The organism is Solobacterium moorei, from assembly GCF_036323475.1.
Classification (GTDB): Bacteria; Bacillota_I; Bacilli_A; order Erysipelotrichales; family Erysipelotrichaceae; genus Bulleidia; species Bulleidia moorei.
In genome coordinates this window covers 1,083,438-1,109,129 of sequence record NZ_AP028934.1, presented here as the reverse complement: position 1 = coordinate 1,109,129, position 25,692 = coordinate 1,083,438, and the positions used below count along the sequence as shown (strand labels likewise).

At 37.3% G+C, this 25,692-nt stretch carries 28 protein-coding genes; 10 read left to right on the top strand and 18 right to left on the bottom strand.

Annotated features, from left to right (window positions below; translation table 11 throughout):
* Positions 1 to 3: 3 nt before the first annotated feature.
* The 9 genes from RGT18_RS05595 to RGT18_RS05555 all read right to left on the bottom strand — a co-directional run bounded on the left by RGT18_RS05595 (position 4) and on the right by RGT18_RS05555 (position 6,561).
* Complete coding sequence (locus tag RGT18_RS05595) at positions 4 to 906, bottom strand: ROK family protein (RefSeq protein ID WP_028077233.1); 903 nt, start codon at positions 904 to 906, stop codon at positions 4 to 6.
* Between the two features lie 117 nt (positions 907 to 1,023).
* Positions 1,024 to 2,358: a C1 family peptidase gene (locus RGT18_RS05590; protein ID WP_211220266.1), complete on the bottom strand. Its 1,335-nt coding sequence runs from the start codon at positions 2,356 to 2,358 to the stop codon at positions 1,024 to 1,026.
* 75 nt (positions 2,359 to 2,433) lie between these two features.
* Complete coding sequence (locus tag RGT18_RS05585) at positions 2,434 to 2,844, bottom strand: hypothetical protein (protein WP_051240865.1); 411 nt, start codon at positions 2,842 to 2,844, stop codon at positions 2,434 to 2,436.
* Positions 2,845 to 2,882: 38 nt separating this feature from the next.
* Positions 2,883 to 3,236: a hypothetical protein gene (locus tag RGT18_RS05580; RefSeq protein WP_028077230.1), complete on the bottom strand. Its 354-nt coding sequence runs from the start codon at positions 3,234 to 3,236 to the stop codon at positions 2,883 to 2,885.
* Between the two features lie 68 nt (positions 3,237 to 3,304).
* Positions 3,305 to 4,180 carry a phosphoribosylaminoimidazolesuccinocarboxamide synthase gene (locus RGT18_RS05575; protein ID WP_028077229.1) on the bottom strand — a complete coding sequence of 292 codons (876 nt, stop codon included), beginning with the start codon at positions 4,178 to 4,180 and terminating at the stop codon, positions 3,305 to 3,307.
* Between the two features lie 73 nt (positions 4,181 to 4,253).
* Entirely contained in the window at positions 4,254 to 4,646 is a 393-nt protein-coding gene (locus RGT18_RS05570) for a TM2 domain-containing protein (protein WP_037403202.1), read from the bottom strand.
* Between the two features lie 32 nt (positions 4,647 to 4,678).
* Positions 4,679 to 5,584, bottom strand: a complete 906-nt coding sequence (locus tag RGT18_RS05565; protein ID WP_006525391.1) for a diacylglycerol/lipid kinase family protein — start codon at positions 5,582 to 5,584, stop codon at positions 4,679 to 4,681.
* Between the two features lie 76 nt (positions 5,585 to 5,660).
* Positions 5,661 to 6,035, bottom strand: coding sequence for a desulfoferrodoxin family protein (locus RGT18_RS05560; RefSeq protein ID WP_006525390.1), 375 nt, complete (start codon positions 6,033 to 6,035; stop codon positions 5,661 to 5,663).
* A gap of 22 nt (positions 6,036 to 6,057) precedes the next feature.
* Complete coding sequence (locus RGT18_RS05555; protein WP_028077227.1) at positions 6,058 to 6,561, bottom strand: ferritin; 504 nt, start codon at positions 6,559 to 6,561, stop codon at positions 6,058 to 6,060.
* A gap of 181 nt (positions 6,562 to 6,742) precedes the next feature.
* Here RGT18_RS05555 and RGT18_RS05550 point away from each other — a divergent pair, with 181 nt between their 5' ends.
* Positions 6,743 to 7,993, top strand: a complete 1,251-nt coding sequence (locus tag RGT18_RS05550) for a DDE-type integrase/transposase/recombinase (protein WP_028077226.1) — start codon at positions 6,743 to 6,745, stop codon at positions 7,991 to 7,993.
* Between the two features lie 90 nt (positions 7,994 to 8,083).
* Here RGT18_RS05550 and RGT18_RS05545 read toward each other — a convergent pair whose 3' ends face one another.
* From RGT18_RS05545 to RGT18_RS05530, 4 genes are read right to left on the bottom strand one after another with little or no spacing between them, the layout of a single operon-like run.
* The gene (locus RGT18_RS05545) at positions 8,084 to 8,374 is read right to left on the bottom strand and encodes a Dabb family protein (protein ID WP_028077225.1); all 291 of its coding nucleotides are present in this window, start codon (positions 8,372 to 8,374) and stop codon (positions 8,084 to 8,086) included.
* A gap of 6 nt (positions 8,375 to 8,380) precedes the next feature.
* Entirely contained in the window at positions 8,381 to 9,193 is an 813-nt protein-coding gene (locus RGT18_RS05540; protein ID WP_006525387.1) for a hypothetical protein, read from the bottom strand.
* Positions 9,187 to 9,885 carry an ABC transporter ATP-binding protein gene (locus tag RGT18_RS05535; RefSeq protein WP_028077224.1) on the bottom strand — a complete coding sequence of 233 codons (699 nt, stop codon included), beginning with the start codon at positions 9,883 to 9,885 and terminating at the stop codon, positions 9,187 to 9,189. The genes RGT18_RS05540 and RGT18_RS05535 overlap by 7 nt, the downstream gene beginning before the upstream one ends.
* Positions 9,885 to 10,247 carry a GntR family transcriptional regulator gene (locus RGT18_RS05530; RefSeq protein WP_006525385.1) on the bottom strand — a complete coding sequence of 121 codons (363 nt, stop codon included), beginning with the start codon at positions 10,245 to 10,247 and terminating at the stop codon, positions 9,885 to 9,887. Before RGT18_RS05530 ends, RGT18_RS05535 begins: the two co-directional genes overlap by 1 nt.
* Positions 10,248 to 10,399: 152 nt before the next feature.
* Here RGT18_RS05530 and RGT18_RS05525 point away from each other — a divergent pair, with 152 nt between their 5' ends.
* The 4 genes from RGT18_RS05525 to RGT18_RS05510 all read left to right on the top strand — a co-directional run bounded on the left by RGT18_RS05525 (position 10,400) and on the right by RGT18_RS05510 (position 13,797).
* Entirely contained in the window at positions 10,400 to 10,873 is a 474-nt protein-coding gene (locus RGT18_RS05525) for a DUF2975 domain-containing protein (RefSeq protein WP_006525384.1), read from the top strand.
* A gap of 8 nt (positions 10,874 to 10,881) precedes the next feature.
* Positions 10,882 to 11,088 (top strand): helix-turn-helix domain-containing protein, encoded by a 207-nt coding sequence (locus RGT18_RS05520; RefSeq protein ID WP_028077223.1) that lies wholly within the window; start codon positions 10,882 to 10,884, stop codon positions 11,086 to 11,088.
* Positions 11,075 to 12,301: a DUF4153 domain-containing protein gene (locus tag RGT18_RS05515; protein ID WP_028077222.1), complete on the top strand. Its 1,227-nt coding sequence runs from the start codon at positions 11,075 to 11,077 to the stop codon at positions 12,299 to 12,301. Before RGT18_RS05520 ends, RGT18_RS05515 begins: the two co-directional genes overlap by 14 nt.
* Before the next feature lie 75 nt (positions 12,302 to 12,376).
* A protein-coding gene (locus RGT18_RS05510) for an IS3 family transposase (protein ID WP_338175496.1) occupies positions 12,377 to 13,797 on the top strand; the annotation gives its coding sequence in 2 pieces (ribosomal slippage) (positions 12,377 to 12,863 and positions 12,863 to 13,797; 1,422 coding nt in all).
* Between the two features lie 89 nt (positions 13,798 to 13,886).
* Here the strand turns inward: RGT18_RS05510 and RGT18_RS05505 are convergent.
* Genes RGT18_RS05505 through RGT18_RS05485 form a run of 5 tightly spaced genes read right to left on the bottom strand, consistent with a single transcriptional unit; the run spans position 13,887 to position 17,505 of the window.
* Entirely contained in the window at positions 13,887 to 14,267 is a 381-nt protein-coding gene (locus RGT18_RS05505; RefSeq protein WP_028078869.1) for a heavy-metal-associated domain-containing protein, read from the bottom strand.
* Between the two features lie 22 nt (positions 14,268 to 14,289).
* Entirely contained in the window at positions 14,290 to 14,532 is a 243-nt protein-coding gene (locus RGT18_RS05500) for a metal-dependent transcriptional regulator (protein ID WP_037404469.1), read from the bottom strand.
* 56 nt (positions 14,533 to 14,588) lie between these two features.
* On the bottom strand, positions 14,589 to 17,033 hold the full coding sequence (gene feoB, locus RGT18_RS05495) for a ferrous iron transport protein B (protein ID WP_028078870.1): 2,445 nt from the start codon (positions 17,031 to 17,033) through the stop codon (positions 14,589 to 14,591).
* Positions 17,034 to 17,060: 27 nt separating this feature from the next.
* Entirely contained in the window at positions 17,061 to 17,282 is a 222-nt protein-coding gene (locus RGT18_RS05490; RefSeq protein ID WP_006526874.1) for a FeoA family protein, read from the bottom strand.
* A gap of 10 nt (positions 17,283 to 17,292) precedes the next feature.
* Positions 17,293 to 17,505 carry a FeoA family protein gene (locus tag RGT18_RS05485; RefSeq protein ID WP_028078871.1) on the bottom strand — a complete coding sequence of 71 codons (213 nt, stop codon included), beginning with the start codon at positions 17,503 to 17,505 and terminating at the stop codon, positions 17,293 to 17,295.
* A 226-nt stretch (positions 17,506 to 17,731) separates the two neighbouring features.
* Here RGT18_RS05485 and RGT18_RS05480 point away from each other — a divergent pair, with 226 nt between their 5' ends.
* The 5 genes from RGT18_RS05480 (at position 17,732) to RGT18_RS05460 (ending at position 24,921) form a co-directional block, all read left to right on the top strand.
* On the top strand, positions 17,732 to 19,033 hold the full coding sequence (locus RGT18_RS05480) for an IS30 family transposase (protein ID WP_338175422.1): 1,302 nt from the start codon (positions 17,732 to 17,734) through the stop codon (positions 19,031 to 19,033).
* Positions 19,034 to 19,495: 462 nt separating this feature from the next.
* Positions 19,496 to 21,220, top strand: a complete 1,725-nt coding sequence (locus RGT18_RS05475) for an IS1634 family transposase (protein ID WP_338174666.1) — start codon at positions 19,496 to 19,498, stop codon at positions 21,218 to 21,220.
* Between the two features lie 214 nt (positions 21,221 to 21,434).
* The gene (locus RGT18_RS05470) at positions 21,435 to 22,745 is read left to right on the top strand and encodes an ISL3 family transposase (protein ID WP_338175491.1); all 1,311 of its coding nucleotides are present in this window, start codon (positions 21,435 to 21,437) and stop codon (positions 22,743 to 22,745) included.
* A gap of 377 nt (positions 22,746 to 23,122) precedes the next feature.
* On the top strand, positions 23,123 to 23,470 hold the full coding sequence (locus tag RGT18_RS13095; RefSeq protein WP_420917773.1) for a DUF6431 domain-containing protein: 348 nt from the start codon (positions 23,123 to 23,125) through the stop codon (positions 23,468 to 23,470).
* Positions 23,471 to 23,496: 26 nt separating this feature from the next.
* On the top strand, positions 23,497 to 24,921 hold the full coding sequence (locus RGT18_RS05460; RefSeq protein WP_338175489.1) for an ISL3 family transposase: 1,425 nt from the start codon (positions 23,497 to 23,499) through the stop codon (positions 24,919 to 24,921).
* The last annotated feature ends 771 nt before the right edge of the window (positions 24,922 to 25,692 follow it).

Here is a 25,692-nt window from a genome sequence, read left to right as displayed (position 1 = left end):
TTATTAAATACCCTCACTCATCGGTAACATCGCCGCACCGATAATGCCAGGTTCATCTAGCGTAGCAATTACAAATGGTGTGTTATGCAAAGCTGTATGAGACATTGATTTATACTTTTCAATGACTGCAGGCAAGAACTTATCTGCAGATTTTGTCATACCACCACCGATAACAAAGATATCTGGGTCACATACACATGCGATTGTCGCAAACATCTGACCTAGATCTCTTGTGGCTTCATCAACAATCTTGATGGCTCTTTCATCTCCTGCATCAGCTAAATCAAATACACTACCTGCATGCAAGATTTCTTTATCTTTAATCACTTCTTTCGCCTTGCGTGTGATATGAGTGCCACTTGCCTCATTTTCTACTGCACCAGCATTTAAGTTATTAATCTTCTTGCGATTGCGATCAATGATGATATTTGCAATTTCACCACCAAAGCCATGTTTACCACATACCGTCTTTCCATCAACAATTAAGGCTCCACCAATACCAGTAGAAATCGTTACGTAGTATACAACACCCTTATCTTTACCGGCACCAACTAAGGCTTCCGCAAGTCCTGCAACGTTTGCATCATTATCCACAAATGCTGGCATACCAAATTCCTTGGATAGTTCATCCGCAAATGGATAACCTGTAAATCCCTTTAGGTTTGTGCTTAACACCATGCTTCCAGACTTCTTATCAACCGGTCCTGGTACACCTACACCAATCGCAGAACAATCTTTCCATCCCGGAATTTCTCTTACCATTTCCTTGAGGTTAGACATGACCTTTGTTGGTCCTTCCATACCATATGATGGTCCCTTTACTTGAGATAGTACTTCCCCAAATTCAGTTACTTTTGCAACACGTACATTTGTACCACCTAAGTCAATTCCAATATATGTCTTCATACATCCTCCAAATCAAATAAAATTCATTATTTTTATTATACACTATGAATCGCTTATGATTGCACCAGAAAGAAAAACCAGAAGAATTTCTTCTGGTCAAAAACCATTCCTATACAATTAGTCAGCTAATGTTCCAAATGGATCCCATGGTAACAGTTCAGTTGGCTCTTCTAATAATGCTTTTTGAGAAGCCTCAGATAAGTACTTCTTATGCACTGCAACAACATATGTATATTCATCAAACCACGAATCGGAAGCAATAAAATAACCTTTGTTACCAATCTTTTCACCCCATGAGTTTTCAATCTTCCAACGGGTTGACTTTTCATCCACAAGGTTAACACCCGTTAATACCATCGCATGATTCATTGCAGATTCCTTATAGTCTAGCATCTCAGCCTTTGTCATATCTAGCTGCATATCCAATGTATTGGCATAGTCATACTGTGCATTATCCCAAAGACCTGTATCACGGTCAGCATCCTTACCACAATCACAACCAAACCATACTGGATAACCATCCTTCATCTGTGCAATCGCAGCTGCTTTTAATTCATCCATTGGTAAGTTCAGTAACTTTACCTGTTCTCCATCAACGACATTCCCTAAGTACTTAACAGTATACGTCTTATGGAATGGCTTATCTGCAGTAGGTCCATGAATCACACTGATATAATCAGATAAATCAATTCCTAAGTTTGTGTAGAAATCTAATGGCTTTACATGATATTCCGCATGGTAGTTACCATCTTTATCATTATATTCAAATGTAAATTCCTGTGGTGGTAAGCCAAAACAAGACGCAATCAAGCCATAGATTTCCTTGAGTGCCGTTTCCTTTAATGCTGGAATTTCATCTTTCTTACCTGCTTTCGCAAGCTTACGACTATCTACCACAAACTTACGTAGACGACGATTAAGAATCGCATTCATCTTAGAAGTATGAGAACCTTGGTAGGTATCAGGCATTGCAGCCTTAGGCGCAATACCATACTTCTTCACAAGACTTACTAACATGTTCCATTGGCCACCATCGCCAACTGCCCAGTCTAATAAGAAACGCATATTATCACTTCCTACAGGACTATCCATTTCCTGTAGTGTGCATTCCATAAACCAGTTCGCTTTTTCTAGTTTGTCATAGAATGCAATATAGTTTTGTGATAATTCAAACTCAGCCATGTTGTATTTTTTTGCGATGAGCTCTCTTAATACATTCATAGATGAGAAGATCCAACAACGACCAGATTGATATTGATTTGTGACTGGCATCGTCTTTAAATCAATGGAGAAGATATTTGGGTTATTTCTTTCCGCATCAAAGTTACGACTGATAGTACCAATATCATTCTTTACCAAGGCATTACGAACAACTCTTGCCTTTTCATCTTTTAAATAATTCTCACGTAGAGCATCAATTTTCTGTAATGTTACAGGATTCATATTAGACATATAAATTACCTTCTTTCTATGTAGTATGTTATAACTAACTCACCTATTTTTCAATTGATAAACACTGACGAATTCTCAACTTTTCGCAGAAAACTCCTGTTTACAATGTGGACAATGAATCACAACTTCTCCCTTGCCCCTTGGAATACGAACAAGTTGATAGCACTGTTTACACACGAAGTACTTATAGTCTTTATTGGTAACATTGTTTTTGATTGCTTTAAGCTGTCTTGTGACAAAGCGATTTGTGTCTTGATACTTTCGATTTTCAATACTGCGCTTGGTGATATTTCTTGAGCCAAAACGATATATAAATGCAATAAAAATTACAAATGCCAGCAAAACTGGAATACTATTTTTTACAAATAAACCCAATACCAAGATCACCACCATCATGATGAGTAAATGTGTATTGAGACGATCCATACCGTAACTTCTTCTAAGACGATATTGTAATTGTTCAATCAAACGATTTCTTCTTTTCATATATACTTCCTGTTCTAATGACAGGATTATATCATTTCCTACGCACAATCGATACGATGTCGAAATACTTCTTCTAATAAAGAACGATAGTTCTGAAAACGTCTTTGTAATGTCCGCAAGGACATATGATATTGGTATGCAATATCTTTCTGCCTAACTCCATCAATGTAGTAAGACACAAACATATCCATTGCCATCTTCCCATGTACCACTTTCATGTAATGCATGATCTTCTCTACTTGTTCAACTTGCTTTAAAACTGCTTGGTATTGTTTCTGAAGCATTTCATCTGATGATGATTGTTTCATCTTTATTTCAAGTGCTTGTTGCAACTGTTTTTGTAATGGATATGCTTTGCATAAATCCTTAAAATAATCTTTCCTTCTACACATAATGACCCTCCACTTTTTCTATACACGTTTACTTGCAAATTTCCATAAAAAAGCTGAGTATCACTCAGCTAGAAAGTTAGGTCTTTACCTGTTAATAGATGGTACGCTTCCAAATACTTCGCAATTGTCTTATCAATTACGTCTTGTGGTAAGCAGTAATCACTATTTGGATTTTGTTTTAACCAGTCTCTAACAAACTGTTTATCGAAGGATGGTTGTCCCTTACCTGGTGCGTATCCTTCAACTGGCCAGAAACGACTAGAATCTGGTGTTAACATTTCATCAGCTAGTATAACTTCACCATATTCATCAAGACCAAATTCAAATTTTGTATCAGCGATGATAATACCCTTTGTACGTGCATATTCAGCACATTTTTTATAAAGTGCAATCGTATAATCTCTTAATTTTTGTGCATATTCTTCACCACGTTGTGGATATGCCTTCTTTAAGATTTCAACGGACTTTTCATAACTGATATTTTCATCATGTTCACCAATTTCTGCTTTTGTGGATGGAGTATAGATTGGCTCAGGAAGTTGATCACATTCCCTTAAACCATCTGGTAATTTGATATTACATACAGTTTGATCCTTTTGATAGCTTACCCAACCAGAACCTGTGATATATCCTCTCACGATACATTCGATTGGTAACATTTCTAACTTCTTACACATCATTGATCTACCCGCAAATTTCTCGTTGCGGAAAAATTCTGGCATCTGTTGTATATCAGTGGTAATCATATGGTTTTTTACAATATTCTGTGTAAGATCAAACCAAAAACGTGACATCTGCGTTAAAACAATTCCTTTATTTACTACCTGATTCTTTAAAATGATATCGAATGCAGAAATACGGTCTGTCGCTACCATAATCAAGGCATCATCTGCGTCATAGATTTCACGTACTTTGCCTTCTTTGATTGGTGCATATTGCTTCATGATGTTCTCCTCCTTAATGAAACACGATTTATAAACGCTTTAAATATAAAAACGGCATTCAAAGAATACCGCTTTACATTTCAATATAGCCATTCTCATCAGCCGGCTTAGCTACTGCGATGATGAATTTATAGATTCCGTAGATTGTTGGGATTCCTGTCCAACAGAAAAGAAGTGAAAGTACAGCCGCACGAGTGTTACCTGCATAGAATTCCTGGGCACCAAAAGTACCTAAGAAGAACGCAAGAAGAGCGTACACAATTTTATTGACAACACGACCACTAGTTTGGTTAGTAAAAATACTTTCAGCCTTTGTGATGATAATACTATCATCATTGCGATAGATATTAACATAATCACCAACTCTTGGCACAAAGTTAAAATACGCAATATCGAATTCTTCTAAGCTTCCATCAGCCTTACCAACGGATATAATACGATTTTCAATACGAATAATTTTATCCATATCTAACCCTCCAATGTTCATATTATACATTATCATGACTTACTTGTCATAATTGTCATTGATTTTGGATGAATTTCGACAGTGACTAAACGATGTTTTCCACCATCTTCTCCATCCAGTGTCCATGCAGTATCTTCTTCACAGATAAATTCAATTTTATCTGTTTTGAATGCGTGTACATATTTAGGATTAATATTACCTGTCGCTACACCACTTAATACGTTATGTAATACTTCTAGATTATCTAACGCAGCGACCAGCAATACTTCAAACTTTCCATCATCTAATGTGGAATCTTCATAGAATGGTAACTTAAATCCCCCAACAGATGGTGAGTTAGAGATTGCGCCAAAGACAAATGTGCCTTCCTCTTCAACCCCATCATGAATAAACTTCATCTTTGTATGATTGCTGAGACTTGCCGGAAGATTACCTAACGCATTGAGTACATATGCTCCATATCCAAGTATCTTCTTTGATTCACGAGATGTTTCGTAGCTCGTTGCGGTAAAAGCTCCAAAGGCAGCTACGTAATTAAAATATGTGCCATTAAAACAACCAACATCATAAGAGAATGGATTACCAAAAGCTATCGTACGGCAATAGGATTCAATTGTACCATTTTCATCAATAGCTTTACTAAAATCATTGGTTGTACCACCTGGAATATAACCAATTGGTAAGTGAATATCCTGATGCATCATAATATTTACAACACGGTTGAGTGTTCCATCTCCACCATATACAACAATCGTTTTAAATTCTGATGCGTGAGTAATTAATATTTCTTCTGAACCCAAGCCCTTATCTGGCATGATTGGAAACACTGTTACTTCGCAATCAAAGATTGTTAGATTCTTAATAATATCAAAGACAATCTTTTCGATTGCGTTATTGCCTGCTTCAGGATTAAATAAGAACATTACTTTTTTCTTCACATCATCACCTACTTCATCTTTATTCTATCACTTTCATGCAACGAAAAAAGGAGATTTCTCTCCTTTGTAGATTCGACTAAGCTTCTACCTTCCAAAGGCCATGCAGATTGCAGTATTCATAAGCTGCTATAACTTCATCACCTTCAGCTAATACGAAGTCAGCTACTGGCTGATCTGTAGATAATAATGCCTTACGTTGTACACCCTGTTTTGTTTCTAAAGCAATGAACTGAATAGAATGTTCCTCAGTCATTGGGTGAATTACAGATCCAACAACTACGTGAACCTTGTTACCATTAACTGTGATAACTGGTACGTGCTTTTCACCTGCAGCGTCTGTTGAATTAGCCTTTAATTCAACCATTTCGCCACCTTCAGATGTAAATGTTGTATCGTTTCCTAATACTACTTCAATAATTTCCTTTGTTGTTTTGTTAATGTAAAATTTCATGTTCACTCTTTCCTCCTGGTATTTATTGGGCTGATGGTTTATAAGAACGTGTTGAGAATTCATGATCCAATAAATATAGTGCTCTAGAATCACTTCCAAATAAGTCCATCTTTTGAATTAAATCAGCTGCGTTCTTTTCTTCTTCTGCTTGTTCTGAGATAAACCAATCTAAGAACTGTGTTGTACGGTAATCATTTACCTTGCTTGCTTCAGCATAGATCGCATTGATAGATGCTGTAATGAACTTCTCATGAGCATAAGCAGCCCTTAACACATCAATATCTTCTTTAGACTTTGACTCTGGCTTTGCAATTGCTTCATAAGTAACGTTTTCATCATTGTCATGTAAATAAGCGATAAATTTTAACGCATGGTCCATTTCTTCCTTAGCCTGGATGTTATACCAGTTAGCGAAACCATCTAATCCCTTTTCAGTAAAATGGTTTGCAAATTCTAGATACAAGTAAGCACTGTACATTTCTTTGTTAATCTGATCGTTGATTAGTTTTGAAACTTTGTTCTCCATAACGAGTTCCTCCTATCTGTAAACACCTATAAGATAGTTGAAATGTTTTTCATTTTCAAGGAACATGCTCAAACTTGTCATCGTTAAATAAAAATGACACCACTTCGTTAAATGATTTTGACACCTTGGATATGTGCATAATTTATACACCTTCTATGATAATCACAGGAGGTGTTTTACTTTGAACGAAAAGAAAAATAAGGAACTCGCAATCCGTCTATTACACGAAAAACTATTGAATGAAATGTTGTGGACCTATGAGGAAATCTCTAATTTGACCCATCTGTCCAAGTCCTCTCTCATTCGTATCATGAAGGCCATTCTAGAGAAAAAGGATACCGTATTCATTCTCCTGCACGGCAATGCAGGTAAGAAATCTCATAAGGCTGCTTCCGACCAAGAAATCAACTTTATACGTAATCTTAAGCTACAGTATCCCGTCATCACGATAGCACAATTTAGAGATATCTTTATTGAAGATTTTTACATGAATCCCAATAAACAAGATATCGTAGCTTCGTTAGATCTACATCTACGTAGCCTTTCTTGGTTTCGCAATCTCTTTATCTCCGAGGGCTGGTCATCTCCACATATGCGTCCTGCATTAAAAACAAGTCATTCGATTCATTTGATGCGGATACCTTCCGCAAAGTCTGGTTTTCTTGTACAGATTGATGGCACTCCTTTTGACTGGTTTGGTAATGGCGAGATGTGGACATTACATTTAGCAGTGGATGACGCCACTTCTGATGTTCTATCGGGCTATTTCATGCCTACGGAAAGACAGCTTGGATATTGTCATATGATGAAGTATCTGTTTAAAGAATACGGTGCTCCCACAACGCTATATTCAGATCGTCATACGATATTTCATAATAAGAATGGAGAACTGACACAATTCGGTCAGATGATGAATGACCTAGGTATCAGAATGATATTCGCGGGCTCTCCACAAGCCAAGGGAAGAATCGAAAGATACAACGGAACCTGTCAGAGCAGATTGCCAAATGATATTAAGCGTTTTGGAATCAAGGACTATAACGAATTGAGTGTATGGTTTAATACTACATATCGTAAGTATCTTAATCAAAAATTTGCTAGAAACCCAATTGATCCACATTCTGCTTTCATGCCTATCGAAGTCAATCTTAGTGAAATCTTTACACTACGATATGTACGTAAAATCAATAATGGAATATTTTCATTCCAAAAGAATTATTACGCTCCTGTTACTGATGATGGAAAGTCATATTTCATAAAATCAAATACAGAAGTAAATGTTCGTATTAATGTATTTACAGAAGAAGTGTTTATCATCAGATATGGAAAAGTCATTCATTGTAAGATTGTATCTTCACGTACTTACAGACAATCCTCAACTGCAGAGAATCAAAAAGAATTATCAATACTACTTTATAAAGATGAAGACTAGTTTATTTTTGGGGTTTTTTCACTTAAGGTGTCAAAATCACTTAATGTTAACAGGAACATGCTCAAACTATAAAAAGACTTAGAATTTCTTCTAAATCTCATAATCAATACAAGAACGTGCCTGAATCTTATCTTTTAATAAAGCTTTTAATTTTAAGTGCTCTGGATGAACTTGGTATGCACTTAATGCTGCAAAGGATACAAAGTCAAACACTAAAGTAAAATCATAGTTTGTAGGATCTGCATCCTTGTGATTACATACCACTTCACCACTAGCCACTTCCTCTAAACCCGTAAGTGTTTTAGCTAGAGTTACTGCCTCTTTCAAGCTTTCTTCATGATTTTCAGCCTGAAGTTTAAACATAACAATGTGTCGAATCATATTTTATTACTCCAAATTTAGATGATAACGTAGGATATATACATTAGCCGCAAAGAATACAACATTCATAATAATCGAATAGATTAATGTCATTGTTTGGTAACTCATATAGTTAAGAGCATGCATAAACTGTGCTGCACCAAATGTCACTACAAAGATAGATGGAAATTGGAATAGAGATGGAACTACCATACCCAGGATAATAAATGTAGCAATGCCAACGAGTAACCGATGTTCTGGGAATAAGTTACCAATTGAATAGCATAGATAAATGAGCAACAAGAACTGTGATGCGGAGAATAGATAAGCTGCACATAGCTCTAAGAATCCTAAATCTAATACTAGCTTGAGTGCATGAACTAACCAATCAAAATCAAGAGTACGAATCAAATCAATGAATTGACCAGTACCAATCATTATACCTACTAAGCAAACTAGTTGTGCTAGTACGAATAGTACAACATAGATCAAATACGTAATTACTTTACTTAATACAAGTTCCCAGGTAGTTACTGGTAATGTATGCATCAAATATCCTTGTCCAGACAATAGGTTCTTATGGAAATGCTGTACGGAAGATCCAAAGATCATCATAAATGTCGCAACAACAATTCCCACAACCATCAAAACCAAAATAAACGAAGCTGTCGAAGAGCTACTTGTGTATAATGGGTCATTCGTCATCCTTTCTGACATAATCTGAAGATTAGTATTCACTGACATACCAAGTACGATGGATAATAAAAATTCAGCACCAATCAAGATTAGAAATAATTTATAAGTTGATTTAAACTCAAAATGAATTAATTTACCTAGCATGCGAATACCTCTCTGAATAATGCGTCTACTGACTTACCTTCTTTTTCACGAATATCATCTATACTGCGATGGAATACAATTTCTCCATCTCGGATGAAAATAGCTTCATCTAATACAGGTTCTACATCTGCAATCAAGTGCGTAGAGATGACAACCAATGCATTCTCACTATAGTTTCCAATGATCGTACGTAAGATGTAATCTCTAGCCGCTGGGTCAACCCCACCAATTGGTTCATCTAAGAAATACACCTTCGCTTCACGACTCATCGCAAGTACAAGTTGTACTTTTTCTTTATTACCCTTTGATAAATTCTTAAGCTTATCTTTTAGCTGAATATGTAATTCTTCTAACATCTTCAATGCGCGATCATAGCGGAAGTCATCATAGAAACTCTTGAACATATTTAGCAGTTCACCAACATTCATCCAATCTAATAGATAATCCGCATCTGGTAGATACGATACAACCGCCTTGGTTTCAATTCCTGGCTTTTTACCATCGATAAAGATACCACCCTCTGTTGGAGTCAACAAACCATTGGCAAGCTTTAACATTGTTGTCTTCCCACTGCCATTAGGGCCAAGTAAACCTACGATACGCCCTGACTCTAATGAAAGATCAACGTGATTTAACGCTACTTTATTGCCGTATTTCTTTGTTAAACCTTTGCATTCAAACATTACACTCATCATTCTTCTCCTTGCATATTAATAAAATCAATCATTTCTGCTTTGGAATATCCTAGCTTTTTTAACTTAGCGTAATATCCCTCTGTTAGGCTTTTTGCCTCTTCATTCTTGATACCATCAAGCATTGATTTATCTTCACTGACAAAACGACCTGCAGTACGTTGTGTATATACGAGCCCTTCTTGTTCAAGTCCTGTAAGTGCCCTTTGCATCGTATTAGGATTTACTCCAGATTCTTCCGCTAATTCACGAACAGATGGTAATTTGGAACCTGCTGGATATACACCCGTCACAATTCTTCGTTTGATAATACTGACCAATTGTGGATAAATTGCTTGATCACTTCTAAATTCCCAACTCATCATTTCTCCTTATGTATTACTGTCTTAATACACTATTATATTAATACAGTAATATGTATCTGTCAAATGTAATTATTTATCGTTTTTCGATAAATAATTATTGAATTGCAGAAATATCTGTACTATGATACTTTCACAAGGAGGACTTGATTATGGAATCTAGTTCAAAACATATACGTAATAGCATATTACTTACACGCATTCTGATATTGCTTATTGCGCTTATCGCAATCTATATCATTGTCAATAGCGTTTCTATCGCATCAGAGTTTATTTACAGCCGAAATATTTCATCCATTTCAATAGAAAATCAGATTGTACTTGCCTGTGGCATCGGCTATATTGGCTTAGCTGTATTACTTCGCCTTCTATACATCATCAATCAACTTCTTGTAAATATCTCTAAAGAAAATGTATTTATCACTGAGAATGTAAATCTATTAAGGCATGCAAGTCTTTGTTGTTTAGCAGGAAGTGCTCTTGCCTTCTTACTAGCAGCGATTTGGTCTAAGCTCTTCTACAGTATTGTATTTGCGGCCATCTTCTTTGCTTTGATTATTCGTATTATCCAAAATATATTCCAACAGGCAATTCGTATGAAAGACGAATTAGACCTGACAATATGAGGTGACTTATGCCTATTCATGTTGATCTAAATGTCATTATGGCAAAACGTCATATCAGTGCTGGTGAACTTGCTGAAAAAATTGATATTACTCCAACCAACCTATCAATTCTAAAAAATGGAAAAGCCAAGGCAATTCGTTTTTCTACGCTGGAATCGTTATGTAAAGTCCTAGATTGCCAACCAGGAGATATACTCACCTATGAACCAGAATAAACAACCTATGATTGCACGTGACACACTCTTATTCTATATCGCAATCGCAACATATATATTTGGATACTTGTATGCTTCACTTGTTGTAATCTACTTTGCCTTTGCAAAGCTAGCAGTACTATACATTCTTATTGTAGAAGTTAGTGCATCTTGCCTTCATAAAGAACGCACAAAAGAATCTATCCTATGGGCATGTCTACTATTGTTTCAAGGTGTCCTTCTAGGATTTGATCATTCTTTCGAATCCGAAAAACTGGTATTACTACACGCAAATGTCATCTACTATACACTTTGTCGTTTTCAGAAGTTATCACTAGCAAACACGAGCGAAACAATCCTATTAGATTTCTTTGAAGGTTGGATTATTCAACCATTCTCGCATATATTTGCACGTATTATTCATATCATCAAATACATGCGTACACACATTCATTCTAAACAACTAAAGACAGTAGTATTTAGTTTAGTTATCTTAATTCCACTTGTTTTATTCGCGTTAAGCCAACTATCCGCAATTGATCAAAACTTTGCAATCCTAACAACAAGTCTTTTTAGATCCATCTTCCATCCTTTCAATACAATCTATTTCTTCCGAATCATTTGGAGTTTACCAGTTGGAGCATATCTATTCGGACTTATCAGCAGTTGTATCCTTAGCGATAAACCTTTTATATCGTATGATGGTTGTAGAGAGTTCTTCTTAAAGAAAAAAGTGATTCCACTTATCTCTATTCGTATTACAAATTTTGTATTACTTGCACTCTATCTTGTATTCTTTATTTTTCAATTATCAGAGTTACCCACTGTATTAGCTGCACCTAGTGCAGAGAGTTCTTGTATCTATGCAGTAAGAGGTTTTTGGAACTTCTTCCGTATCATGGGTTTAAATATCCTTCTTATCCTAGTACTAAGCTTCTTAGTAAGAAGTGAAGATGCCACAAACACAAAAGCAGAAACATATATGTTGGTATTTACAACAATATGTTTTAACTTGCTTGCATGTTTAAAATTAGGACTATACTTCTTTACTTACGGTTATACAGAACGAAGAGTGATTGCTCTATGGCTACTTATTTCCATCTTGATTTCTCTTTTCTTGATTATCATTCGTATGCATAAGAAGTTTAATTTAATTCAGTTTGTAACTGCCTCATTTGTGACAAACTACATTCTCTTCCTATACATGCTTCCGCTTCTCTATCCAACTACTTGACTTTAAAAAGTGGTCACCTTTGTATCGACCCCAAAAGTTAGACCAAGAATCTAACGAATGGAGGTCGGTATTTTTATGACAAAACACAGTTTTGAATTCAAGAAAAAAATAGTTTTAGAATATTTGAATGGTAAAGGAGGAATTCTATATCTTTCTAAAAAATATGGATTAGGCTCTAAATCCCAGCTACACAAATGGGTGAAAAACTATAAAGCATTTGGAAATGATGGTTTATTGCGCTCACGAGAAAATGAAGTTTATTCTTTCGAAATGAAACTTTCTATTGTAGAGTTGTATTTAACAAGTGAAATCACATATCAAGAGTTAGCTATACAGAATGGCATTAAGAACCCAGCTACGATTGGCAACTGGGTTAATCGCTTTCGTATAGCAGGTCCTGATGCGTTAAAATCACGCCGAAAGGGTCGAGGGAAAGCTATGGATAAGACAGATAGAAAGACTCAAAACAAACTCATGGAAGAAGCTTCTGTTAATACAAGTGTAGAACATATAAAGAAATTAGAAGATGAACTTCTTCGGTTAAGAATAGAGAATGCATTTTTAAAAGAACTGAGGAGGCTGCGTTTAGAGGACGAGGAAAAAATGAGAGAATGGCACTCGTCATCAACAGTCTCCGACAAAAGTTCAAACTAAAAGACCTTCTCTCTTATACCGGAATGCCAAAAGCGACATATATGTATTGGCAAAAGAGATTTGATAGAGAAAATCCTGATAAAAAGCTTGAAGAAAACATACAAGAAATTCGTATAAATAATAAGGATTATGGCTACCGTAGAATCGTTGGAGAACTTCGCAACAATGGATATACCATTAATAAAAAGAAAGTACAGAGAATCATACAAAAGCTTCACTTACAGGTAACGTCTTATACTCGCAAAAGCAGAAAATACAGTTCTTATAGAGGAACAGTTGGAAGAGTTGCGCCTAATAGAATTCACAGACGCTTCAAGACACATATACCGCATCAGAAAATAACAACTGATACAACTGAATTCAAGTATTATGAAGTCGATAAAAAGGGTCATATGACAATACATAAGCTTTATCTAGATCCATTTATGGATATGTGTAGTGGTGAGATACTTAGTTACGAAATTGGTAAGAGACCTTCTGCAGAAAACGTGATGAATGCCTTGGAGAAAGCTATTACAATCACTACAGACTGCCCATATAGAAGAACATTTCATTCTGATCAAGGATGGGCATATCAGATGAACGCTTATACACGTAGATTAAAAGAAGAAAGAATCTTCCAGAGTATGTCTCGAAAAGGAAACTGCCTTGATAACTCAGTTATGGAAAATTTCTTTGGACTGATTAAACAAGAAATATACTATGGAGTCATGTACTATAGTTTCGATGAACTGAAGCTAAAAATAGAAAGATTTATTAATTATTACAATGAGCAACGAATAAAAGAAAAGCTAGGATGGATGAGTCCTGTTCAATACAGACAACATCTTCTAGCTTCATAAAAAAAGAGATGACCAAAGTCATCTCGTAAAAAGTCTAACTTTAGGGGGTCACCTCACTTCACTTCTGAAGTGACCACTTTTTATTTCACTCAATCAACACTCAATACCGTGTATTCACCTAAGTCATTGACTGTTTTACGTAATACTGCTTCAGCCACTTTAGACTTCATATGAACGTGTACTGTCTTTAAATCAGAGTCTACAACTGCATATACACCATCTAGTGTATTCAACGCATTCTCAACTTTTGAAGCGCAATGTCCACATGTCATACCATCCACGGTAAGCACTGCTTCAAATGGATAATGTGCAAGATTCTTATCTGCGACCTTCACATTTGCATGACAGTCACAGCCTCCTCCACACGATCCTCCGGATGAACAACAGCCAGAAGTTCCTCTTTTAATTACGGAGCGAATTGCAATTGCAAGCACAACTACTAATACGCCACCTACTACTACTGTACCCATACTACCTTCTTTCTAAATGCAGTTAACCTGCGCTATAGTTCTTACCTATTTCTTTTCCTTTTTCACAAAGGTATACAATGCCATAGTATTCTTTGTTGAGATATTCTTCATGTGCTAGCTTTGTTAACATCGCACAGACACTTGGTCTAGAAACATTTAGTTCTTTTGCAAGTGCTATGCTACGTACACCACTACCACTTGGATCTAAGCGAAGTAATGTAACTAAGTATTTAATCTTCGCTGATGTCAATTTGTGTATAGACATTATACATACACCTTTCTAAATAAGGTACAGGTTTCCCTGCACCTTATGGTAAATCATTATTTTTCTTTATAACCTGGACGCACAAGTCCCCAGATGATAGCCACGATACATACAATAGCAACAGCTAATCCGATTGGATGGATGTTGCCTGTAACTGCAGAACCTACCTGGTAGATAATCAGTGCGATTACATAAGCTAGACCACACTGGTAAGCAATTGCAAACCAAGTCCACTTACCATTATTCATCTCACGACGGATAGCACCGATTGCCGCAAAGCAAGGAGCACATAATAAGTTAAATGCCAAGAATGAGTAACCTGCAACTGCGTTATTGTTGAACGCATTTGCCATAGATGTAAAGATCTGCCATCCATTTTCAGCAACTTCACCAGCACCATAGAGAACACCCATTGTACCTACAACGTTCTCCTTAGCAATCAAACCAGTGATAGCAGCTACAGTTGCACGCCAATCACCCCAACCTAAAGGAATAAAGATAAACTTGATTGCATTACCAATGGCCGCAAGCATAGATTCAGACTGTTCTACAGCACCAAATCCATTCTCAGTAAAGCCATAGCTTTGCATGAACCATACAAATACAGTCGCAAGTAAGATGATTGTTCCTGCCTTCTTAACGAAGGAAGAACCACGTTCCCACATAGAATGTAAGATGTTGGACGGAGTTGGCCAGTGGTATGCAGGTAACTCCATAACAAATGGTGCAGGATCACCAGCGAACATCTTTGTCTTCTTTAATGTAATACCAGAGATAACGATAGCCGCAATACCTAAGAAGTATGCACTTGTCGCAACTAATCCAGACTTCTGGAAGAAGGCACCAGCGATCAAAGCGATAACTGGCAACTTAGCAGAACATGGAATAAATGTTGTAGTCATAACAGTCATGCGACGGTCACGTTCATTTTCAATTGTACGTGAAGCCATGACACCTGGAACACCACAACCTGTACCAATTAACATTGGGATAAAGCTCTTACCAGATAATCCAAACTTGCGGAATACACGGTCCATGACGAACGCAATACGTGCCATATAGCCGCAACCTTCCAAGAATGCTAAGAAGAAGAATAACACTAACATCTGAGGTAAGAAGCCAAGAACTGCGCCTACGCCAGCGAGAATACCATCGAGGATAAGACTCTGTAGCCAATCCGCAACATCAATGGACTTCAAGAAGTTACCAATAATTGTTGGTAAACCATCTTGCCATGGTCCATATGTAGCAGCTTCAGGTTCTTCTTCTGCCGAATAAATTTCATAATCGGAATAAGTTACTTCACGAGTTTCCTCTACATCACCTTCGTCATTATGAATATCAGCTGAAACAACCAAATTCTCTAACTGTTCTGGTTTTAGAACCGTAATTTCTGTTTCACCTTCATCGTTTTCGCTAGAAGATATATAACCCTTTTCGATTGCTTCATCAATGAAAGCTTGATTAGCTTCTTGAGCTGCCTTATATGTACCAGAATCTTCATCAAATTCTGCACGTCCTAGGCCAAACCAGAACCAACCATCGCCGAATAATCCATCATTTACCCAGTCAGTAGCACCTGTACCAAATGTCTGGATAGATACGAAGTATACGATAAACATAACTACCGCAAAAATAGGTAAACCTAACCAACGGTTTGTCACAATGTTATCAATCTTATCAGAAACACTGAGTTTACCAGCATTCTGCTTTGTATAGATACCCTTTAGTGTTTCTGTAATAAATGTGTAACGAGCATTTGTGATGATAGACTCCGCATCATCATCTAAATCCTTTTCTACTATAGAAACGATAGCTTCAACTTCAGCCGTCTGGCTTTCATTGAGATTTAATCTTGCAAGTACTTTTTCATCTCTTTCAAACACTTTGATTGCATACCAACGCTTTTGGTCAGCAGGTACATCTGTTAATACAGCATCCGTAATCTTAGACAGAGCTGTTTCAATCTTGTCTTCATACTTATGAATTGCTGTAGCTGATTTTGTTTCAGCAGCCGCAATTGCAGCTTCTGCAGCTTCCATAATACCTGTTTCTTTCAAAGCAGAAATTTCAACAATCTTACAGCCCAGCTTCTCACTTAAAGCATTGATATCAATCTTATCATCAGCCTTCTTTACAAGGTCCATCATGTTAACAGCCACAACGACTGGAACACCAATTTCAAGTAATTGTGTTGTTAGATATAAGTTACGCTCTAAGTTTGTGCCATCTACGATATTCAAAATCGCATCAGGATGTTCACCAATCAAATAATTACGAGAAACAACTTCCTCTAATGTATATGGTGATAATGAATAAATACCAGGTAAGTCCTCAATAATAACATCTGGATGTTTCTTGAGTTTACCCTCCTTCTTTTCTACAGTTACTCCTGGCCAGTTACCTACATACTGGTTAGAACCAGTCAAGGCATTAAATAAGGTCGTCTTACCGCTGTTTGGATTACCCGCTAAAGCAATCTTTAATCTTTCGTTTGCCATTCTACTTTCTCCTTATCCCTCTATGAATTACTCAACTTCAATCATTGCGGCGTCATCCTTACGGATGGATAATTCATAGCCTCTTACAGTTACTTCAATCGGATCACCTAATGGAGCAACCTTACGAACGTAAACTTCAACTCCTTTAGTAATACCCATGTCCATGATTCTACGCTTTACAGCGCCTTCACCATGAAGCTTTACAACCTTTGCAGAACTGCCAATCGCAACTTCCTTTAATGTACTCATTCTTCCCTCCTTATATCATGACTTTCATAGCCATTTCTTTCCCAATTGCAATGCGTGTTTCTTTCACATTTACAATTAGGTTTCCACCGACTTCTGAGACAACTGTAGCTGAGCCACCAACGACAAAACCGAGATCTGCTAAGTGTTGCTTTACTTCCGCACCTCCCCCGATTTTTACAATCTTATATTCTTGACCAATCACTCCTAAAGCTAATGGCATCATCGTCTGCCTCCTTACATAAATGAACAAAAGTTAGAGAACTCTAACCAATGTTAGTTTAGACTCACTAACTAACATTGTCAACATTTTCTGTAAGATAAATTGATGTTTTTCTCCTCAATTATTTTTAAAAGTTCCTCTTTGCACTATTTTCTTAGTGAAAGTTCCCTTTTATGATAATGGCACAAGGGATATGTGCCAGGAAAGTGGAGAAAAGGAGGAATATTTTATGACTAGCACATACAAACAGCTTTCTTTTGACGAACGACTCATTATTCAAAATCTGTTGTCTGATCCTAACATCACGCTCAAGATGATTGCCCTTACTCTTAACAGGAGTCCCAAGGCCATTCGCTATGAGATAACACACCATCTTAGAATTGTCGTCCGTGCCAATACTCATAATAAGTGTGGTAGACAAAATCAATGTAATCGCACAAGGTTATGTACTCACTGTCTACAAGGTCGTTGTAAGTTCTGTAAACATGATAACTGCAATGATCTATGTTCCGATTTCATCTCTTCACCAATATGCAAACATACATCTCGTTTCCCCTATGTCTGCAACAATTGCCCAGATGCCAAAACCTGCAAGTTGCCAAAGGTATTCTATATGGCCGATGTTGCCCAAAAACAGAGGGATGACAATGTCAGTAGTTGGAAGGAAGGACCAAAGAAATCAGAAGCACAAATGAAGATGATTGTCGATGCCTTTGAGAAAGGCGTCAAACAGAACCTTTCACCAGACATCATCATACACAACAATCAGTTGGACATATCAGTATCTACCGCATATCGTTATATTCATTTTCGTCATATGGGCACCATCATCAATGTAGACCTCAAGCGTCAGGTCAAATATAAAACACGCTCTTCCAGCAAACATGTCGTGATACCAATCAACTATGATTGGCTTGAAGGCAGAAGATATGAAGACTATCTCGAACGTATCGAGAATGAAGATGTTTCCATCAATATATGGCAAATGGATACAATACTCGGCAAGCAAGGCGATGAAGAGAAATGTGTCCTTTCACTCCTGCATACAAGATCGAATCTACAGTTATATTTTCTGTTAAAGGAAAAAAGCATGTTGGCTGTCCAGCGTGCATTCGAAATCATCAAGGATGTACTGGGACCTGAACTATTTTCTATGACCTTTCCAATCATTCTTACTGACAATGGCTCTGAGTTCCACGATCCTCTAAGTCTAGAGACCGATGCATATACAGGAGAAAAACTAATATCCATCTACTACTGCAAGGCCGGAAGAAGTGATCAGAAAGGTAAATGTGAGAAGAACCATGAACACTTTAGAGAATGTGTTCCAAAGGGAAAGAGTATGAATGCATTGACCCAGAAGGACATCAACTATGTGTCTGACATGGTAAACAATTATCCTCGTAGATCCTTAAACTACAATTCACCTATCGATATCGCCGCTCTATCACTAAACAAAAAGGTGTTAAGTCTTAACAAGTTGACTCACCTCAACATCAAACAAGTTAAGCTTACACCTATCATCCACTAGCCGATTTGGCACATATCCCTAACCTACAAAAAGGAACTTTCGATGAGAAAAAATTTAAACCATCATTGAAAGCCGAGCTTTCGTATGCCCAAATCGCCTGTCTATACATATTCAATATCACAAAATATCTTATAAGTACACTATTACAGTAAAATGTTTCTTCTCTTTAGCCCTAAAAATGGGGAACTTTCGTTGAAAAGGAACTTTCGTTGAAAATTGAGCCTAAATAAAAACCTCAAGTGAAAAGTTAAATTCCACTTCTAAGGTATGAAAGTTGAATTTAGTCGTTCACCAAATTCTAGTTGAATTGACTCGGGAGTTTTACAGTTGTAATTTAACAAGATAATGAATAAACCCTTTATTGATGGTGGATATCCATCTTTTTTTGTTGTCAAAATTTATGTATTTTTATGTAGTGTGGTGGTGTGCTTTGTGTTATAATATTGATAGAGGTGATCTTGTATGTTTCTACATATACTGAAAGACAGACAATACGAAAGACTCTACATCCGCCATTCCGTTCGTAAAGGGAATGGTGTCCGTTCCGAGAACGTCAAAAGCCTTGGACGCATAGACTCGCTCATGAAGGAAATGAATCTTTCTAGGAAACAGGTATTGGAGTGGGCACAAAAGCAGGTAGACCAAATGAACGACTCTCCTTCTGCTCCTCCTGTACTATTATCATTGTTTCCTGACAAGAAGATAGTTATGGATGAACAGCGTTCCTTCCATGCAGGATATCTATTCTTACAGTCCATCTATTACGGTCTAAAGATGAAGAACGTGTTCCGTACCATATCATCACATGGCAGATTTGATTTCGACATTGATGCGATATGTTCAGACCTTGTCTATGCACGCATACTGGATCCCGGAAGCAAACTTTCCTCATATAAGACGGCATCTTCCTTTCTAGAGCAGCCAAAGTATGAATTGCATGATGTGTATCGTGCACTAGGAACGCTATCTAAGGAGATGGACCACATATTGGCAGAAGTATACAAGAACAGCAATCATATCCTAAAGAGAAATAACAGTGTCCTATATTATGACTGTACGAACTACTACTTCGAGATCGAAGAAGAGGATGGCTTCAGACAATATGGCAAAAGTAAGGAGCACCGTCCTAGCCCTATCGTACAGATGGGACTGTTCATGGATGGCGATGGCATTCCTCTGACGTTCGACCTCTTTGAAGGTGCAAGCAACGAACAACCATCCATGAGACCTCTAGAGCAAAAGATCATACGGGATTTTGGTTTCCAGAGATTCGTTATATGTACAGATGGAGGTCTAGGATCAGAAAACAACCGACTGTTCAACGACATCGAAGGACGTGCATTCATTTGTACGCAATCGCTCAAGAAGCTAAACCGCAAGAAACGCGAGGAAGCGATGTCGAACCAAAGATGGAAACGTCTGAAGGATGGAGCGACAGTTGATATCGAAGAGATACAGAGAGAACCATACAAGCATATCGATGACATCTATTACAAAGAAGAGCCATATGGCACCAAGAAGGTAGCTGGTCAATTGATGATCGTCACCTATTCACCAAGATATGCGACATATCAAAAAGAGATACGGGATTCACAGATTGCACGTGCAGAGTCCATGGTAGACAAAGGCTCTATCCAAAAGCAAAGAAGAAACCCAAACGATCCTGCAAGATTCGTAAGGGTCACAGCTACCACATCAGATGGAGAAATCGCATCCGAGGAGCACTATGCGATAGACCAGGACAAGATCGATAGTGAAGCGATGTATGATGGCTTCTATGCCATCTGTACCGACCTGGTAAATGACAAGATAGAAGACATCCTAAAGGTCAGCGAAGGAAGATGGCAAATAGAGGAAGCATTCCGCATCATGAAGACAGACTTTGAAGCAAGACCTGTATATGTCAGAAAGAAGGACAGCATCCGTGCACACTTCCTGATATGTTATCTGGCCCTACTGATCTTCCGCATCCTAGAAAAGAAGTTAGGTCCAAGCTATACATCATCAGAACTGATTACTACATTGAGAGAATACAAGCTATTGAAGGTAAACGGACAAGGATACATACCGGAATATAAGCGAACAAAGATAACGGATCATCTACATAAAGAATTTGGATTCTGTACGGATACAGAGATCGTTCCAACAGGAACCATGAGAAAGATCATATCTGAAACGAAAAAATAGAATCCCACACTACACAGATCAACAAAACGAAAATGCCAGAAACCCTTTCTACATCGGCACTTTAAAATCTCATGGGGTTGGGGATAGGCTATAAACTTTTGTGGGCGCGAAAAATCATCGTGCTCATTTTTTGTGGGGAGACCAAAATATAATAAAACCTCCATGCTATTATCTTCTTGTCTGGAGAATCAAATAGAAATGGAGGTAGCCCTATATGGCTATTCATGATTTTATCACGTCAACCTTAAATCTAACATCAGATTCAATTCAAGAAATCGATGCGATACGTAAGGAAGACCGTCTTTTTGTATATATCACACTGGTAAACCAACACCCAACCTGTCCTTACTGTGGTGGCCCTACAGTCTCTAAGGGTTATATTCATAGAACTTATAATCACCTTCCTTTAGGTGATACACCTTCTTCTATTCATTGGAAGCGTAGACGTTATACTTGTAAGGATTGTTTTAAAACATTTTGTGAAGAAAATCCTTTTGGGCCTGAATATTTCCATCAAACCTATGCTGTACTGTATAAGATTGCTGCTGACTTTCAAAATCTACATCTATCCTATAAAGATATTGCCGAAAGGTATAATACCTCGGTTACTACTGTCCAACTATATGCCGACAGTTTCATTCAAGTCCCAAGGTTAACTCTACCGATCAATCTAGGAATTGATGAGCTTCATTCTAATATGGCCAAATATGGTGGTTCATATCTATGTTCTTTTGTAGATAATGATGCTCGCGTTCTTAATGAATTATTACCCGATCGTTCAAAACGAACATTATCAGCACATCTCGAGAAGATACCTCTAGAAGAAAGAAAACGTGTCTTATATGTAACCATAGATATGTGGGAACCTTATAAACAAGTCTCTCTCAAATACTTTCCAAACTGTAAGATATCCGTCGATCCTTTCCATGTAGTCAAACATCTTTCTGATGGTTTTACTACATTACGTGTATCTTTAATGAACCAGGTTCCTAAAGAAAGTCCTGCTTACTATCTGCTCAAGCACTTTCACCACCTCTTGGAAACAGATTGCTTTCTGGATAACGAACCTAAATATAATCATTTCTTTCGTCAGAAGATGAACTATCGAGATCTATATGACGCACTTCTCAATCTCAACCCGATACTCAAAAAGGCCTATGGGTTAAAGGAAGATTATAGATATTTTAATAGAAATTCTACTTATCCAGAATGTATTGAAGAACTCACAGATTTAATTAGGTATTTTAAAGAATCTAGACTAGTATGTTATAGCGAGTTCATTAATCTATTGGAAAATTGGTTTGAAGAAATATGCAATTCATTTCAAAGACCAACAGAAGATAGAAAACAGTCTAATGCACTCGCTGAGAGCCTTAATCAAAAGATGCGAGAATTTATTATGATATCAAATGGTCTCAGTAATTTCGAAAGATTCAGAGCACGTGTAATTTATGCACTAAACTACAGGATTGGCTTCTCATTGACATCAAACATTCAAGCATACAATCGTAAACAGAAAAAATAATAAATATATTGTTACCCTCCAGACAAAAAGACAATCCCGTAGAGAATCACTCTTTGGAATTGTCTTTTATAAAATGACTATGCAAAATTAGTTGGGCTAAGCCATAGCCTTTAAAGAAGTTTGTGGTGTAATTTGTAGTTTCTTCTTTATACCCTATAAAACACTTTGGGGAAGACCTCTATTGAGATGCCTTCCCCTTTGTTTTTTCTTATAATGTTCTTATAGAAAGAAAGAGAGATTCAGCCACATTTTCCAAATCTCTCCCAGTAATTAACCATGCTTATCTTATCACATTATCATTTCATAAAACACCCTAAACATATATCGGATTTCTAGTTGTGAGCAGTGATGTCCCTATCGATGACACCCTTCATACAATGGAGCTTGCAGGTACTGCTCGTAGAATCGTTAAATCAGGCACAGATATTTTTTATATCTGGATACCTGTCTATATCGATTCATACCACAAGTACCATAGAACTCTTCCGAATTTCCTTCTTCCTTACAAGCACTATACGATAGAAACCATCATGAAGGCCATTCACAATGATCCGGATATCGACTTGTTTGATCTTCCTTGTGATTCGACCATCGTCCGTTGGAAAACCAAGTTGTCATCTCTGTTTGACCTAGAGACATCACTGCTCTATTGGCATCTGCCACACCGTCATCATTTTTCTTCTTTAATACAGATGACTTTGCCTTTCCACTTCTCTGATGGGTAGCTATGATTGCCCTAGGAGGAAGCTCTATGTCACTATCATTTGACCAATATGCCATTTTAGAACTCTTTAATCTTGATTCATCAAAGATCGAAGACATCCAATTCCATAATGACTTTGGCTCAGCCATTGTCGATGTTTTACTGCGTCCCGATTACCCAGCCTGTCCTGATTGTGGAAATACAAAGGTCGTCATTAAAGGATATCTGCTCAAGAAGATAAAGCACTCTCTTCTCTCAGACCGCAGTTGTATCCTACATTACAGGGCCAGAAGATATCGATGTCCTGTATGCCAACGTACCTATTACGAAGACAACCCATTCTGTTTCAAATCCCAGAAGATATCTGCACTTACCGTTCACAATGTCCTCAGGGATCTGAAATCACACACGGAGACCTTTTCTACGGTCGCCCAAAGATATCATATCTCTGCCACTTCGGCTGCCTCTATATTTGATACACATGTTCAAGAAAGCAGAAGAATACTGCCTGAGTTGATGTGTTGGGATGAGGCCTATGCTTTTCATCACATTGACCTGAACTCCAAATATGTATTTACCATTCTGGATTTCATCTCACAAGAGCCATGTGACATTCTTCCGAGCAGAAAGAAAGAGTACCTACGTAGTTATTTCTTGAACATACCGATCGAGGAAAGAAAGAAGGTACTGATGATAGCCACCGACATGTATGCGGAGTATCGTGCCATCATACGTTCTATCTTTCCAAAGGCTCTTCACTCTGTAGACCACTACCACGTCAGTCAGGAGCTTTCTCGTAAGGTAGATGGTGTCCGGATACGCATCATGAAAGATGTTAAAAAGACATTGCCTGACTCCAACATCCAAACGGATGAATACTATCTATTAAAAAAGTTCAACTGGTTGATCTTCAAAAGACCGGACTCTACCGACAAGAAAGGACGGCTACTGTTCGATTCAAACAATGAGAAGAAGATGAACCGAAAGCTGAACCGCTATCTAAATTTCTACGACATACAACAACTTATATTAGACATTCATCCCGATTTAAAGGCCGCATGGCAACTGAAGGATGATTTAGTGGACTTCTATGACAATAACACCTACGAGACCGCACCAGAGGCACTCAAGGAACTGATCCGTGCCTTCGCTTCTAGTGACATCGAGGAAATGATAGATTTCTCTGGAACATTGCGTAATTGGCAATATGAAATCATCAACTCCTTCATCATCGTAAAGAAGACTCATAAAGTCGATAAGGATACAGGCCAAGTGGTAGTATCCGAACGAAAATTAAATAACGGATTAATGGAGAATCGTAATTCTATACTCAAGACGATCAAGAAGTCTTCGAATGGTTACACCAATTGGGACAGATTCCGCAATCGTTGCCTATATGTACTACGAAAATCATCTGTACCAAGCCTGAACCCCATCATTCCAAAAAAGAGAAAAGAAAATTATATGAAATAGAGGATAGCCCACCTCTATTTCTTCATTTCAACTCTAAAATGACAAAAAACCATACACTTGCGTGCATGGTTAGCGATGGTCAAAGAAAGATGGGGTCAATATTCGCCCCATCCTTCTTTACAATCTATTTTTCGACACCCCATCTAATTTTGGAGCGCCTATAAAATCTATCCCCATGGGATTTTATTGCGTGTTTTTTGAAAACCCCACGCTATTTTAAATGGCTTATACATCATGGTTTATGGCATTTTTTACATTTATAACTGTCAAAGATGGGAATATGAAATGACTTTTTAGGCTACCTCTGCATGATTTTCGAAAGATAATCAAGCAACAGAACATACGGAAAATATATCAATAATCTGCATAAAGGAAAAACAGATTCATTTTGATCGGTTTTCGCAATTACTTTCGATATATGCCTTGTTACCACTTCATGATCCGGAACTTCATTATCAAATAGATGCTCATGACTTGTACAAGTATGTTGATGATATTGGCAATTATCATAAACTGATTACCATGCGTATCATGTTAATGTCCTTTGTAAATATCCCGGCAGCACAGAGGAAATGATTACCAAAATAACTGTCAATAAAATATACTTTGGCATTGTTTATGAGAAAGCCATATTTAACTTGAATACTCAACTTTTCTGTACAAAGAAATGTGCGGTTTCGACAAATGCGGTTGTAAAGAAACGCAAAGCCTACATAGATCTAATTTGCTTCGGCATAAGCATATATCACGTTTATAATGAATGACTGCAAA

What these genes read in the sequence shown, in the direction of transcription:
- RGT18_RS05595 (WP_028077233.1), bottom strand. Translation starts at nt 906, where the DNA reads ATGAAGACATATATTGGAATTGACTTAGGTGGTACAAATGTACGTGTT.
- RGT18_RS05590 (WP_211220266.1), bottom strand. Translation starts at nt 2,358, where the DNA reads ATGTCTAATATGAATCCTGTAACATTACAGAAAATTGATGCTCTACGT.
- RGT18_RS05585 (WP_051240865.1), bottom strand. Translation starts at nt 2,844, where the DNA reads ATGAAAAGAAGAAATCGTTTGATTGAACAATTACAATATCGTCTTAGA.
- RGT18_RS05580 (WP_028077230.1), bottom strand. Translation starts at nt 3,236, where the DNA reads ATGTGTAGAAGGAAAGATTATTTTAAGGATTTATGCAAAGCATATCCA.
- RGT18_RS05575 (WP_028077229.1), bottom strand. Translation starts at nt 4,180, where the DNA reads ATGAAGCAATATGCACCAATCAAAGAAGGCAAAGTACGTGAAATCTAT.
- RGT18_RS05570 (WP_037403202.1), bottom strand. Translation starts at nt 4,646, where the DNA reads ATGGATAAAATTATTCGTATTGAAAATCGTATTATATCCGTTGGTAAG.
- RGT18_RS05560 (WP_006525390.1), bottom strand. Translation starts at nt 6,035, where the DNA reads ATGAAATTTTACATTAACAAAACAACAAAGGAAATTATTGAAGTAGTA.
- RGT18_RS05555 (WP_028077227.1), bottom strand. Translation starts at nt 6,561, where the DNA reads ATGGAGAACAAAGTTTCAAAACTAATCAACGATCAGATTAACAAAGAA.
- RGT18_RS05545 (WP_028077225.1), bottom strand. Translation starts at nt 8,374, where the DNA reads ATGATTCGACACATTGTTATGTTTAAACTTCAGGCTGAAAATCATGAA.
- RGT18_RS05540 (WP_006525387.1), bottom strand. Translation starts at nt 9,193, where the DNA reads ATGCTAGGTAAATTAATTCATTTTGAGTTTAAATCAACTTATAAATTA.
- RGT18_RS05535 (WP_028077224.1), bottom strand. Translation starts at nt 9,885, where the DNA reads ATGAGTGTAATGTTTGAATGCAAAGGTTTAACAAAGAAATACGGCAAT.
- RGT18_RS05530 (WP_006525385.1), bottom strand. Translation starts at nt 10,247, where the DNA reads ATGAGTTGGGAATTTAGAAGTGATCAAGCAATTTATCCACAATTGGTC.
- RGT18_RS05525 (WP_006525384.1), top strand. Translation starts at nt 10,400, where the DNA reads ATGGAATCTAGTTCAAAACATATACGTAATAGCATATTACTTACACGC.
- RGT18_RS05520 (WP_028077223.1), top strand. Translation starts at nt 10,882, where the DNA reads ATGCCTATTCATGTTGATCTAAATGTCATTATGGCAAAACGTCATATC.
- RGT18_RS05515 (WP_028077222.1), top strand. Translation starts at nt 11,075, where the DNA reads ATGAACCAGAATAAACAACCTATGATTGCACGTGACACACTCTTATTC.
- RGT18_RS05505 (WP_028078869.1), bottom strand. Translation starts at nt 14,267, where the DNA reads ATGGGTACAGTAGTAGTAGGTGGCGTATTAGTAGTTGTGCTTGCAATT.
- RGT18_RS05500 (WP_037404469.1), bottom strand. Translation starts at nt 14,532, where the DNA reads ATGTCTATACACAAATTGACATCAGCGAAGATTAAATACTTAGTTACA.
- feoB (WP_028078870.1), bottom strand. Translation starts at nt 17,033, where the DNA reads ATGGCAAACGAAAGATTAAAGATTGCTTTAGCGGGTAATCCAAACAGC.
- RGT18_RS05490 (WP_006526874.1), bottom strand. Translation starts at nt 17,282, where the DNA reads ATGAGTACATTAAAGGAAGTTGCGATTGGCAGTTCTGCAAAGGTTGTA.
- RGT18_RS05485 (WP_028078871.1), bottom strand. Translation starts at nt 17,505, where the DNA reads ATGATGCCATTAGCTTTAGGAGTGATTGGTCAAGAATATAAGATTGTA.
- RGT18_RS05480 (WP_338175422.1), top strand. Translation starts at nt 17,732, where the DNA reads ATGACTAGCACATACAAACAGCTTTCTTTTGACGAACGACTCATTATT.
- RGT18_RS05475 (WP_338174666.1), top strand. Translation starts at nt 19,496, where the DNA reads ATGTTTCTACATATACTGAAAGACAGACAATACGAAAGACTCTACATC.
- RGT18_RS05470 (WP_338175491.1), top strand. Translation starts at nt 21,435, where the DNA reads ATGGCTATTCATGATTTTATCACGTCAACCTTAAATCTAACATCAGAT.
- RGT18_RS13095 (WP_420917773.1), top strand. Translation starts at nt 23,123, where the DNA reads ATGGAGCTTGCAGGTACTGCTCGTAGAATCGTTAAATCAGGCACAGAT.
- RGT18_RS05460 (WP_338175489.1), top strand. Translation starts at nt 23,497, where the DNA reads ATGTCACTATCATTTGACCAATATGCCATTTTAGAACTCTTTAATCTT.